Raw genomic sequence first — 11,764 nt, 5'->3', positions numbered from 1 at the left:
TATGAAGGAACCTTTGATTGAAATCAGCGCCCTGAACAGGATTTTCCAGGCAGGGGAGCAACAGGTCGCAGTGCTTAAGAACATCGACCTGAAAATTTATCCGGGGGAAATGGTCGCTATTATGGGGACGTCGGGCTCTGGAAAGTCCACGCTCATGAATATCCTGGGATGCCTGGATCGCCCCAGCAGCGGCAGCTACAGAATCAGCGGCCGTGAAACCCGGGAGCTGGATGACGACGAACTGGCGGCGCTGCGCCGCAATCACTTCGGGTTTATTTTTCAGCGCTATCATCTATTGTCCCATCTGGATGCGCTGGGCAATGCGGAACTGGCGGCGGTGTACGCCGGCGTTTCTAAAAGCTCGCGACGGGAGCGGGCGCATATGTTGTTGTCGCGCCTGGGACTGGAAGAGCGTTGCGAGCATAAGCCCAGCCAACTTTCCGGCGGTCAGCAACAGCGGGTGAGCATCGCCCGAGCCCTGATGAACGGCGGCGAAGTCATTCTGGCGGACGAGCCTACTGGCGCGTTGGATACGCGCAGTGGCCAGGAAGTCATGACGGTGTTGCGAGAGCTGCATCAGCAGGGGCACACCGTCATTATCGTGACGCATGATCCGCAAGTGGCGGCGAAAGCGGAACGCATCATTGAGATTCAGGACGGCGAAATTATCGCCGACCGGGTGAACCCTGCTTCGGAAATGGAAACGTCCGCGTCGACTGCGACGGATGCTGCTTCGGCGGTGGGCCGCAAAGAAGCGAGAGGCGCCTGGCTGGGGCGTTTCTCGGAAGCCTTCAAAATGGCGTGGGTCGCTATGACCTCTCACAGGTTGCGAACGCTGCTGACCATGCTCGGCATCATTATCGGCATCACCGCTGTCGTGAGTATTGTCGCCATCGGCGAAGGCGCCAAGCAGAAAGTCATCAGCGACATCAATTCCATCGGCGTCAACACGATCGAGATTTTTCCAGGCAAAGACTGGGGAGATGAGCGAGCCGCCGCCATTGATACGCTGGTCGCCGCTGACGTGGAAGCGTTGCAGGCGCAGCCTTTTGTCGACAGCGTCACCCCCAGCATCGCCAACAGCCAGCAATTGCGCTACCGCAATGTCGCCGTCAATGTGAACGTCAATGCCGTCGGTGAGCAGTATTTCCGGGTGAAAGGGCTGGTCGTTGCGGAAGGCCGGCCTCTGCTGCGGGAAGATGTTCGCACGCAGGCGCAGGTAGTGGTGATCGACAACAACACCCGCAAGAAACTGTTCGCCGGCAGTGATGATCCCATAGGAAAAGTGATTTTAATCGGCGCCTCGCCCTGGACCGTGATCGGTGTGGCGGAGGATAAAAGCGATATGTTCGGAGGCGGCGGCAATCTGTCAGTGTGGATGCCATACAGTTCCGCGACGACTCGTCTGATTGGCCGACAGAATTTCAGCTCCATTATTGTTCGCACGCCGGATGGGCTTTCCAGCGCGGTGGCGGAACAAGGCATCATTCGCCTGTTGACCGTACGCCATGGCGTGAAGGACTTTTTCACGTTCAGCACTGACAGTATTTTGAAGGCGGTTGAGAAAACCACCACGACCCTGACCTTATTGGTGTCCTCCATCGCGGTCATTTCCTTGATTGTCGGCGGCATCGGCGTCATGAATATCATGCTGGTTTCCGTCACCGAGCGCACTCGCGAGATTGGCATTCGTATGGCGGTTGGCGCCCGGCAGAGCGATATATTGCAACAGTTCCTGATTGAAGCGGTGATGGTATGTCTGATCGGCGGCGGCATTGGTATTTTGCTGTCTTTTGGCGTGGGCGGCCTGTTCTCGTTGCTGGTGCAGGATATGCAAATGTCATTTTCCGTCACGGCGATTGTCTCGGCGGTGGTCTGCTCCTCCCTGATTGGCGTGCTGTTCGGCTTTTTGCCTGCGCGAAATGCGGCCCGGCTTGATCCGATTGAAGCTTTGGCGCGGGAGTGATTGATGTACGGTAATCGCATGAAGTTTGGAGTAAAGCGAGTGAGTTCCATAAACGCGAGCGGAAAAAAACACATAGTTCTTTTGTTGCTGTCTTCCATGCTGTTAACGGGATGTGAAGGCTTGGCGCGCTCGCAATATACTCGGCCTCAATTGGATCTGCCCGCCTCTTGGAGCTATGCGCCGGTGAATGGGGAGCAGGCGTTGGCGTCAGGGCAATGGTGGCGGGCGTTTCAGGATCAGGAATTGAATAGCTTGATCGAACGGGCGCTGCAGAGTAACAGCGACATGGCGTTGGCGGCGTTGAAGGTGCGACAGGCCCGGCTGCGCGCAGGCATCGCAGACGGCAATCTGACGCCGGATGTCACGGCGCAGCTCAGCGCTTCCCGGGAGCGCAATATTGACGCTCATACCAACAGTAAATCCTTTGGCGCTTCTCTTGGATTGAGCTATGAAATTGATCTGTGGGGTAAGTTGTCCAGCGCGCGCGACACCGCCCATTGGGAAGCGATGGCGACCGAGCAGGACAGGGCGGGCGCCGCGTTGGCGTTGATCGGGACCACTGCGAATCTGTATTGGCGTTTGGCCTATCTGAATGAATCTATCGCTGCGAGCGAGGCGTCGTTGGAATACACGGCCAAAGCGTTGGAACTGGCTCAAGTGAAACATCGTAGCGGCGCGGTCTCCAATCTGGACTTGATCCAGGCCGAACAGAACCTGGCGAGCCAACGGGCCTCTTTGACCTCATTGCTACAGGAGAAGGTGGAAGCGAAAAACGCCCTGGCGATTCTTTTTGATCAGGCCCCGGAAAATTCCGTCCCCGATCCCCAAACTCTGCCTGCGATGGCGATGCCCACTTTGCCTTTGGCTACCCCCGCTGCGTTATTGGCGCGAAGACCGGATATGCAAGCGGCGGAGATGCGTTTGCGCAGCGCTCTGGCGGATACGGATCATAGTCGCGCCAGTTACTACCCGAGCTTCAGTCTCACTGGCTCCCTGGCTACCGGCGGTTCGGATCTGGCGGATATCTTGCGCAATCCTGTTGCATCTCTTGGCGCGGGGTTAAGTCTGCCTTTTATCCAGTGGCGACAGACGCAATTGAATATTCAGGTTTCCGAGGCGGCCTATGAGCAGGCGGTAATTGAGTTCAGGCAGAAACTCTATTCGTCGTTGGCGGAGGTGGAAAACAAACTTTCCGCCAGGTCACAACTGATGGCTCAGGAAGACGCATTGCGTACTTCGTTCAAGCTGGCCTCTGAAGCTGAGCGTCTGGCGGAGGTTCGTTATCGCTCCGGCGCCACTGGCGTGCAAGCCTGGCTGGATCAGCAGGAGACGCGACGCTCTGCGCAGCTGCAGCTCACGGCGAACCGTCTGGCGCAATTGCAGAATATGATGGCGTTGTATCAGGCGCTGGGCGGAGGCTTCGCAGAGGGACTGGATTAACTGGCGGACCGGGCTTTGGCCAGCGTTTGCAATTCTGCAAATGCGTCGACAAAGTGGCTGGCCAGTTTGTCCGGGTCGGGTATCAACCCCTGATCTACCGCGACGCCGAACTGAATTGCACTGTCATAGCTGATAATGCTGAGACTGACGCCCACCTCTCCCGATTGCGGCGCCCAAATCATGGGCGTCAGTAATTTACTGCCTGCCAGATATAGCGCTTGTCTGGGGCCGGGCACATTGGTGATCACTACAGATGCTTTTCTGCTTAGCATCTCCAATGCAGTCTGCTCCAGAAAGTCCGGGCCTTTGCCAAGCAACCCCAGTAATCCGTAAAACGCTTTCGCCTGTTGAGAATGCTTAAGCGCCAGCATATCGCGACGCACCGCTTCAAAACGTTCCTCCACGTCATGAATTCCGATCGGCAATGGCGCAATCACCAGGCCAAACTGGTTGCCCAGAGCGTTGGCCGGCTCTTCTAATGGGCGCAGGTTGAAGGGTACGGCGGCGTGAATTGTTTCCACATCCAGCTCAATGCAGCGTTCCACCAGATAACGCCGCAAAGCGCCGGTAGCCGCGCATAACAAGACATCATTAATGGTTGCCTTCAGCGCCTGCGCAGTCTGCTTTACTTGTGGAAAGTTTAATGGCTGCGCCCATGCGAGGCGCTTTCTCCCGCTCAGATCGCCTTTAAAACAGGTGGCTGGATCAGCCGGCAGTGCGGCGACGCGGGCGACCTCCGATCCCATTGCGACGCCTTGGCGCGCTATGGCCAAGAGTTGTTCTGGATGGCGCGCCAGAGACTTACCTTCTTCTATTATTTCCTGCCCGATATGCATGGCGTTATGCAAGGCCTTGGCGGCGACGCCACTCCAAGAGGCTGGCTTTGAAGTCGTGCTGACATGTTGAGACGCTGAGCAGCCTTCATTCTGATCCGCTAAGGACAGCAGGACTCGGATCAACGCAATTCCGTCCGCAATACAGTGATGAACTCGAATAATCATCGCGGAGCCGCTTTGGTAACGGTCAACCAAATGCACTTGCCAGAGTGGCTTGCTGAAATCCAGCGGCGTGCTGCTGATATCGCTGGCCAGATCTTGCAGATTCTGTTGACGACCTGCGCCGGGCAGTCCAACCAAATGCACATGATTGTCGATATTAAAGTTGGCCTCGTCGCGCCAGAAGCAACCATGCTCGGTTTTATGCACTGTCTGTCGGAAGCGGGGCAGGGGCAGTAATCGCTGGGTGAATAACTGCTTGAGTTCGCTGGCGTGGACTGGGGTCTCCATGACCAGCACGATACAAATCATCATCAGGTTAGCGGGACGCTCCATGCGCAACCAGGCGGTGTCTACCGCCGATATCGGCTCTCCATGTGATTTCATAGCCGCCTCGTCAAAGCTGTCTGTGACTAAATGAGGTTAGATTGGGCGTTATGCGTGGTTAACTAATTACAGGCGTGCGCAAACGCTTGCTTTGACGGGTAAGTATGGTAGGGGAGTGGCGTTAGCTCAACCCGATACAGCAATGAAGTGTGAGAAAGAAGAGAATCAGGATAAGAATGTCTTTCCTATCCTGACTGGGTCACTGCTTAACATGATCGCGGATAACGCGTTGTTTTTGACGATTCCAGTCGCGCTCTTTTTCGGTCTCACGCTTGTCGAAATCCTTTTTGCCTTTCACCAGGGCAATTTCGCATTTCACTTTATTGCCTTTCCAGTAAAGAGCCAAAGGCACGCAAGTGTGGCCCGTCTGCGACACGGCGCCGATCAGATTGTTGAGCTCACGACGATTCAACAGTAGTTTGCGAGTGCGAGTGGGATCTGCAATGACGTGAGTGGAGGCTTCCTTCAACGGTGTGATATGGGCGCCTAACAACCAGGCTTCACTGTCTTTCAGTAATACATAGGAATCCACTAACTGACACTTTCCGGCGCGTAGGCTTTTGACTTCCCAACCGGTCAGCGCGAGGCCTGCCTCGAACTTTTCAACGATGTGATAGTCGAAGCGGGCCTTCTTGTTCAGGGCGATGGTGGACCCGGTATTTTTGTTTTTGGCTTGACTCATATTTCCTTAAGATTCTCGGACAAAGTCGGCTATTGTAAATTAACCTGATCCATATGGCTAAGGTCTCCTGACTTGGGTCAGCATAATCCGCTACAATGCGCCATCGTCGTCGACGTAGAATTCCGTCGAATCTCTCAATTGCTGTGAATTAACGGATGTCTGAGTGCCTTTGAATTCTAAAGTTGGAATGTTGTTGCAGGGTCGTGACCGCTGGGTCAGGCAGCGCACGTTCGTCATGGCGGGCGTGGGCGCCGTCGTGGGGTTCGCCAACATCTGGACATTCCCCTCCCTGATGGCGGAATACGGCGGACTGGCTTTTCTTATCGCCTATGCGTTGGCGCTGCTGACCCTGACCTTGCCGCTGGCGGTATTGGAAATAGGTCTGGGGCGCTACGTGCGTCGCAACCCTGTCGACGTTTTGCAGAGCGTGGGTGGTCAAAGCTCAGGCTTCTCTCTGTGGCGCTGGACCGGAGCCCTTATGGTTATCGCCGCGTTGCTGACGGTGGTGATCTATTCATTAGTGGCGGGAATGGGGCTGTCTTACGCACTGAAATCAGCCTTCAGTGAGTTTCAAGGTATTGAGCCCGGCGCCATGCCGGCTGTATTGAGCGCTCTACAACAAAATACCACCGTTATGATCATCTGGCTAAGCGTGTTCATTGGTCTGGTGTTTCTCATTTCAGTTAAGGGCGTTTATCACGGTCTGGAAAAAGCGATGTTGTTCATCGTTCCTCTGATGTTCGTGATACTTGCGCTGATGCTGGTCTATAGCGCGCGTTATGGCGATTTGGGCGGGGCCCTTAGCTATCTGTTTTCATTCGAGTCGGTTTCTCTTTCCTGGGCGGGCGTGCTGGCCGCCTACAAATACGCCTTTTTCTCTTTGTCCATTGGCGCAGGCGTCATGATGGTGCTGGGCGCTTACATGCCTAATCACGGCAAAGTCGGGCGCTCAGTACTGATTATCTCTTTTGCTGATCTATTAGTTGGCGCTGTCGCTGGGCTGGTGGTGTTGTCCTGGCTGCTAAAAGCGGAACTGCCTCCTGATCAAGGATTCTCCCTGATCTTTCAATCGCTCCCACTGGCGTTGGGGCAATTGCCGATGGGGTCGGTGCTTGGCGTTTTATTCTTTATCTTTTTCACGCTGGCCGCCTGGAGTTCCGCCGTTTTCCTGATCGAACCCGGCGTCGCCTGGTTACAGGAACGGTACTCTTTATCTCGGGTGAACGCCGCGTCCATCACCCATGTTGCGTTATGGGGGCTGGGCGCATTGCTGGTTATGTCCATGGCGGGACATCGGCACTGGCAATTGGCGGGTATTCCGCTATTCAGTCTGCTGCAGTTCGTGGTGTCCACGATCTTGCTGCCGGTGGCGGGATGTCTGCTGACAGTATTATGCGGCTATGTGCTTCCCTATGAGCGGCTTGCACAGGCCTTGCGGCTAAGCCCCGAACAGCGACTGTTTCGTTGGGGCTATCCGCTACTGAGATACTTTTGTGTTCCTGTGTTGATTGTTATACAAATCTCCATGGTTTTTGACTTGCTGCTACATAGCTGTGAGTTCACCGCCCCGAAAAACGGCGGGCTTTGCTCGGAAGAAGTCGTGAGTAGCAGCAAGGAAGTCCTGGAAGAGGCCGAACCGGAAGAGGTGGATTTGGTGAAATCCGCTCCGGTGAACCCGGAAGTGAATGTTGAAAACGTTGAAGAGGAGAACGAGGTTGCCCCAGATTAGTCGTAGTGCGCTGGTCACATACTCTGCTGAGCGCATGTATGATCTGGTGAATGACGTGCGCGCCTACCCCGAATTCTTGCCCTGGTGCGGAATGACGGAAGTGATTCAAGAGAGTTCTGATGAAATGCTTGCGCGCATCCAGGTCAGTAAGGGCTCGGTAAGACACGCTTTTACTACCCGCAATAGTTTGGTGCGTCCTTCGGAAATTATCCTCACATTGGTGGATGGACCTTTTCGCAAGCTTCAGGGCCGCTGGAGTTTTCTGGCGCTGGACGAGGCAGCCTGCAAAGTAGCATTGGCGCTGGAGTATGAGCTGACTGGCGCATTAACCGGGATGGCGCTTGGCCCCGTATTTTCTCAGGCCGCCGGAACCATGGTTGATGCGTTCTGCAAGCGCGCGCAGGTGATATATCGCTAGGCCGCGCCTATTTTGCGTTATGAATCGAACTCTCTGATGAATGGCGAAAATGCTGATGTGTAGAAGTGAGCGTGAGCATGGATAAATTAAAAATTCAGGTGGAGGTGGCCTACGCCTTACCTGAGCAGCAGAAGATCATTCCCCTGGCTGTGGTGGAGGGAACGACTGCTTATGAGGCGGTCCAGATGTCTGGCGTCACTCACTTCTTTCCACAAATAGAGCTTGAGTCGGCGAAGATGGGGATATTTGGTAAGACCATTCCAGACCCCAAATCCCATGTATTGAGAGAGGGCGACCGAGTGGAGATATATCGGCCGCTCAAAATAGATCCGAAACAGGCACGACTAAATCGGGCTAAAAAGGGTTAGCCAAATTTAATCTAACCTGTTTTGCTTAACGCTTAGTTGGTCGTTTTGTAAACGTCAGTCTCTTCGACAGTCTCAGAAGGCTCAGCTTGGCCACGTAGTTTGTAAGCCTTGCCGGGGTTCGCCAAATCAGCTGGCAGCAGCTTTGCTTTGGCAATATTCACCAGAATGTCATTCTCATATTCCAGAGTGATGTTCTGACGATAAATCTTACCGCCCGACAGCTGGATAGAATAGAAGTAGGTGTCGTAGCTGGGGTCGAGCGTGCTCTCCAATACTGGGGAGCCTAATAGATATTGAACCTGACGACGGTTCATGCCGACCTTGAGTTGGTCCACAGCTTCTTTCTCCACGATGTTTCCCTGTTGGACATCTATTTTGTAGACGCCTGGGAAGGTGCAGGCTGTGAGAGTGTGTATAATAAGGAGGATTACAAGGGATCGTAACTTTTGCATCATGGATATTTTTAAACTATCTTGGCGTGACGTGGAATGATAACTGATTGCCAACGATACTGGTATTGGGTTTCCCGGTAAAATGACGAACGAAAACGTAGAACTGAAGAAAGCAGGCCTGAAAGTAACCCTTCCGCGGGTAAAGATTCTCAGTATTCTGGAAAACGCTGATAACCGGCACATGAGTGCGGAAGATGTTTATAAGGCGCTGCTGGAGGCGGGAGACGACGTAGGTTTGGCCACAGTCTACCGGGTTCTGACGCAATTTGAATCCGCAGGACTGATTCTTCGCCACAACTTCGAAGGCGCCCATGCGGTGTTCGAGCTCAATCATGATGAACATCACGATCACATGGTTTGTGCGGAAACCGGCGATGTGATCGAGTTCTTCGACCCGGTTATCGAAAAGCGCCAAAAGGAAATTGCGGAAGAGCACGGCTATGAAATTGTTGACCATAGCCTCACGCTGTACGTAAAGCCAAAGAAGAAATAACTTCCAGTTTTTTTTGGATAGCGCTGAGTAAACCCTGGAGCGCTATCCTGTCCTCTCATTGCTCCATCGCATTCCCGCATATCTCCCTAAATTTATCGAGCCTCCTTCTATATAGAAGGTAACAGAAGGTAGCCGTCAGACAGCTATACGGACCGCGCGGAAATAAAGCTATAAGCAGGTCCTTTTGACGTAGAGAGTCTTACTGGAGTTGGCTGGAAGTCAGCATTTCATGAGCGTGCGCCAGACTGTGCTCAGTAATATCCACGCCGCCCAGCATTCTGGCGATTTCGTGTATACGGTCGCTGCCTTCCAGTTTGAGTATGGCTGATTGTGTTTGGCCACTGCTTACATGCTTGGTTACGAAAAGGTGGTTATGAGCCTGGGAAGCCACCTGGGCTAAGTGAGTGACGCAGAGAATTTGCGCTTTCGCCCCGAGCTCTCTCAGCATGCGTCCAACGATTTCCGCCGTACCGCCGCCAATGCCGACATCCACCTCGTCAAATACTAATGTGGGCGTATCTGAGGATGCGGCAGCGACGACCTGTATCGCCAAACTGATTCGCGACAATTCACCGCCGGATGCGATCTTTTGCAAAGGCTTGGGTGGTTGGCCAGGGTTCATGCTGATTAACATTTCAGCTTCTTCGTCTCCCAGCGCAGACGGGGACTTCAGTGGCGAAAACTGGATGATGAACTCAGGGTTCAGCCCTAGTTTCACCAATTGCTTTTTCACTGCGCCTTGTAGCTTCTCTCCTGCTTTTGTTCTCATTGAGGTGAGCTTTTGCGCCGCCTCATTGTATTTCTGCTCCAGCTCTTTGGACTGGGCTTCAATCTTTTCCAGATTCTCTTCTCCATCAGTCAAACTGTTGAGTTCGCTCGCCAGCTCAACATGGCGCGTCATCAATTCTTCAGGAGCGACACGGTGCTTGCGTGCAAGGTCATAGATGGCGGTCAGTCTCGCTTCCACTTCTTGCAGGCGTTCAGGGTTAATTTCCACGCTGTCCAGTACATGGCGCAGCTCACCGTTGGCTTCATCAAGCTGGATCATGGCTTCGTTCAGCATCTGACGAGCAGTCTGCAGAGAGGCGTTGTTGAGATTAATTTCTTCCAGCAGATGAATGGCGCGCCGTAGTTGGTCAATGCAACCGCCATCAGCTTCCAGGCAACCTTCGCCGACCTGCTGAACTTTCATGATGATATTTTCTGCGTTGGCGAGCTGCTCCTGCTCTTGCTCCAATTGCTCAATCTCGCCTTCCAGCAGCGCCAGGGCGTCTAACTCCTCTACTTGATAAGTGAGTAGTTGCACGCGCGCTTCCTGTTCTTCGCTGTGGCTGAGTTTCTCTTTCAGTTTGGCGGCGACTCGACGCCAGGATTGAAAGTGGTCCCGTACCTGTTGAAGTTGCTGGGCGTGGCCTCCAAAGTCATCCACCATTTTCAGGTGAGTTTCCTTTTTTAACAGAGACTGGTGCTCATGCTGACTATGGATATCCATGAGCGTTTCGCCAAGCTCGCGAAGGTCTTGCATGGTGACGGGCTGCCCATTCAGGTAGCCACGAGATCGACCTTCGTTGGTGACAGTGCGGCGTAAGATGCATTCCGCGCCATTATCCAATTCTCTGGATTTCAGCCAGGCCAACGCCTCCGGCAGACGCCTTAAATCAAAGACTGCGCTTACCTCCGCCCGCTCGCAACCGTGCCTCACTATGTCCGCAGAACTTCGATCGCCAAGGGTCAGGCCCAGAGCGTCCAGAACAATGGATTTGCCTGCGCCAGTCTCCCCGCTGATAGCTGTCATGCCTTCAGCGAAGTCCAGTTCCAGATGGCTGGCGATGGCTAGGTTCCGTATCGACAAATGAGTGAGCATAGGGCGTTGTCCTATAAGTGCGACTGTTTATATATACAGTTATTTGTGCATTTATACAGTGAAATTCATGGCGCAACAAGAGGGCGAACAGGGTATTTTTTTGTGTGATTTGCGGTCATTTTCGATGTCTGCTGGAGTTAATGTCGGGTGACTTGCGTCATTTCCTGACGATTGTCGATATTTGGCTGGTTGAAACCGGTTTGATCGACCCCATATTGAGGGCAATTCAAAAGTATCGGATGGATTTTGGGAGATTCGATCTAATGGCTGAAGATTCTAAGAGTCAAGTAGAAGAACAAGTCGTCGCTGACGATCAGGCGCAAGCCGCAATGGCGGAGCAAGGTGAAACGGCTCAAGCGAGCGGCGAACCTGCTGACCGTGACGAGTTGATCGAGAGATTGCAGCAGGAGCTCGGCGAACAGAAAGAGCAAATGTTGCGTGTGCATGCTGAGATGCAGAATGTACGCCGTCGTGCTGAAAACGATGTTGAGAAGGCGCGTAAATTTGCTCTGGAGCGTTTTGTGAAAGAGCTTTTGCCGGTAGTGGACAGCCTGGAAAAAGCAGTGGAAGCCTGTGGCGCCACTGAGTCTGCTGAGCCCCAGGTCGCCACTTTGAAAGACGGCGTGGAAATGACGCTGTCTCTGTTCAACTCTGGTCTGAAAAAATTCGAAGTGGAAGTGGTTGATCCCATGGGACAGCCCTTCAACCCGGAATTTCATGAGGCCATGTCTATGGTGCCGCAAGCCGATGTAGAGCCGAATACCGTTATTGCGGTATTGCAGAAAGGCTATCTACTGAGCGGACGTTTGGTCCGGCCCGCCATGGTTATGGTGTCAAAAGGCGTCTGATCGCGCTTTACACGCGTTTAGCGCTGGTTGAAAACGTACAAAATCCCGCCAGCTGCGGGTTGAAAAATTGAGATCAACTCCAATATTAGCTGGTAATCAATTAGCGAGATTTTTTCAGGAGT

Annotated in this window: 11 protein-coding genes; 7 read left to right on the top strand and 4 right to left on the bottom strand. The window is 53.5% G+C overall.

All coding sequences use genetic code 11. The features are described from left to right. Position 1: 1 nt before the first annotated feature. Both EUZ85_RS27290 and EUZ85_RS27285 read left to right on the top strand, forming a co-directional pair. The gene (locus tag EUZ85_RS27290; protein ID WP_127973289.1) at positions 2-1,966 is read left to right on the top strand and encodes a MacB family efflux pump subunit; all 1,965 of its coding nucleotides are present in this window, start codon (positions 2-4) and stop codon (positions 1,964-1,966) included. Positions 1,967-2,005: 39 nt separating this feature from the next. Further along, complete coding sequence (locus EUZ85_RS27285) at positions 2,006-3,406, top strand: efflux transporter outer membrane subunit (protein ID WP_241566876.1); 1,401 nt, start codon at positions 2,006-2,008, stop codon at positions 3,404-3,406. Here EUZ85_RS27285 and EUZ85_RS27280 read toward each other — a convergent pair. Next, on the bottom strand, positions 3,403-4,788 hold the full coding sequence (locus EUZ85_RS27280; RefSeq protein ID WP_127973287.1) for a wax ester/triacylglycerol synthase family O-acyltransferase: 1,386 nt from the start codon (positions 4,786-4,788) through the stop codon (positions 3,403-3,405). The genes EUZ85_RS27285 and EUZ85_RS27280 overlap by 4 nt on opposite strands. A gap of 199 nt (positions 4,789-4,987) precedes the next feature. Beyond that, positions 4,988-5,470, bottom strand: a complete 483-nt coding sequence (gene smpB, locus EUZ85_RS27275; RefSeq protein ID WP_127973286.1) for an SsrA-binding protein SmpB — start codon at positions 5,468-5,470, stop codon at positions 4,988-4,990. 163 nt (positions 5,471-5,633) lie between these two features. On the opposite strand from smpB, the gene EUZ85_RS27270 reads away from it, so the two are divergent. The 3 genes from EUZ85_RS27270 (at position 5,634) to EUZ85_RS27260 (ending at position 7,985) form a co-directional block, all read left to right on the top strand. Then, positions 5,634-7,199: a sodium-dependent transporter gene (locus EUZ85_RS27270; RefSeq protein ID WP_241566875.1), complete on the top strand. Its 1,566-nt coding sequence runs from the start codon at positions 5,634-5,636 to the stop codon at positions 7,197-7,199. Beyond that, on the top strand, positions 7,186-7,617 hold the full coding sequence (locus EUZ85_RS27265; protein ID WP_127973285.1) for a type II toxin-antitoxin system RatA family toxin: 432 nt from the start codon (positions 7,186-7,188) through the stop codon (positions 7,615-7,617). Before EUZ85_RS27270 ends, EUZ85_RS27265 begins: the two co-directional genes overlap by 14 nt. A 77-nt stretch (positions 7,618-7,694) precedes the next feature. Next, positions 7,695-7,985, top strand: a complete 291-nt coding sequence (locus EUZ85_RS27260; RefSeq protein ID WP_127973284.1) for an RnfH family protein — start codon at positions 7,695-7,697, stop codon at positions 7,983-7,985. Positions 7,986-8,017: 32 nt separating this feature from the next. Here the strand turns inward: EUZ85_RS27260 and EUZ85_RS31290 are convergent, their stop codons facing one another. Continuing rightward, positions 8,018-8,335: an outer membrane protein assembly factor BamE gene (locus EUZ85_RS31290; protein WP_164887379.1), complete on the bottom strand. Its 318-nt coding sequence runs from the start codon at positions 8,333-8,335 to the stop codon at positions 8,018-8,020. 184 nt (positions 8,336-8,519) lie between these two features. Here EUZ85_RS31290 and fur point away from each other — a divergent pair, with 184 nt between their 5' ends. Continuing rightward, on the top strand, positions 8,520-8,930 hold the full coding sequence (gene fur / locus EUZ85_RS27250) for a ferric iron uptake transcriptional regulator (RefSeq protein ID WP_011395166.1): 411 nt from the start codon (positions 8,520-8,522) through the stop codon (positions 8,928-8,930). A 199-nt stretch (positions 8,931-9,129) separates the two neighbouring features. Here fur and recN read toward each other — a convergent pair whose 3' ends face one another. Further along, complete coding sequence (gene recN / locus EUZ85_RS27245; protein ID WP_127973282.1) at positions 9,130-10,794, bottom strand: DNA repair protein RecN; 1,665 nt, start codon at positions 10,792-10,794, stop codon at positions 9,130-9,132. 263 nt (positions 10,795-11,057) lie between these two features. On the opposite strand from recN, the gene grpE reads away from it, so the two are divergent. Then, the gene (gene grpE, locus EUZ85_RS27240; RefSeq protein WP_127973281.1) at positions 11,058-11,642 is read left to right on the top strand and encodes a nucleotide exchange factor GrpE; all 585 of its coding nucleotides are present in this window, start codon (positions 11,058-11,060) and stop codon (positions 11,640-11,642) included. The last annotated feature ends 122 nt before the right edge of the window (positions 11,643-11,764 follow it).

It is taken from the genome of Hahella sp. KA22 (genome assembly GCF_004135205.1).
Lineage (GTDB): Bacteria > Pseudomonadota > Gammaproteobacteria > Pseudomonadales > Oleiphilaceae > Hahella.
The sequence above is the reverse complement of the archived record's forward strand: the minus strand, read 5'-3'. Positions and strand labels throughout refer to the sequence as shown.

Bases quoted from the DNA above. Each gene is read 5' to 3' on its own strand.
- smpB (WP_127973286.1), bottom strand. From the start codon at position 5,470: ATGAGTCAAGCCAAAAACAAAAATACCGGGTCCACCATCGCCCTGAAC.
- EUZ85_RS27290 (WP_127973289.1), top strand. From the start codon at position 2: ATGAAGGAACCTTTGATTGAAATCAGCGCCCTGAACAGGATTTTCCAG.
- recN (WP_127973282.1), bottom strand. From the start codon at position 10,794: ATGCTCACTCATTTGTCGATACGGAACCTAGCCATCGCCAGCCATCTG.
- EUZ85_RS27260 (WP_127973284.1), top strand. From the start codon at position 7,695: ATGGATAAATTAAAAATTCAGGTGGAGGTGGCCTACGCCTTACCTGAG.
- EUZ85_RS27280 (WP_127973287.1), bottom strand. From the start codon at position 4,788: ATGAAATCACATGGAGAGCCGATATCGGCGGTAGACACCGCCTGGTTG.
- grpE (WP_127973281.1), top strand. From the start codon at position 11,058: ATGGCTGAAGATTCTAAGAGTCAAGTAGAAGAACAAGTCGTCGCTGAC.
- fur (WP_011395166.1), top strand. From the start codon at position 8,520: ATGACGAACGAAAACGTAGAACTGAAGAAAGCAGGCCTGAAAGTAACC.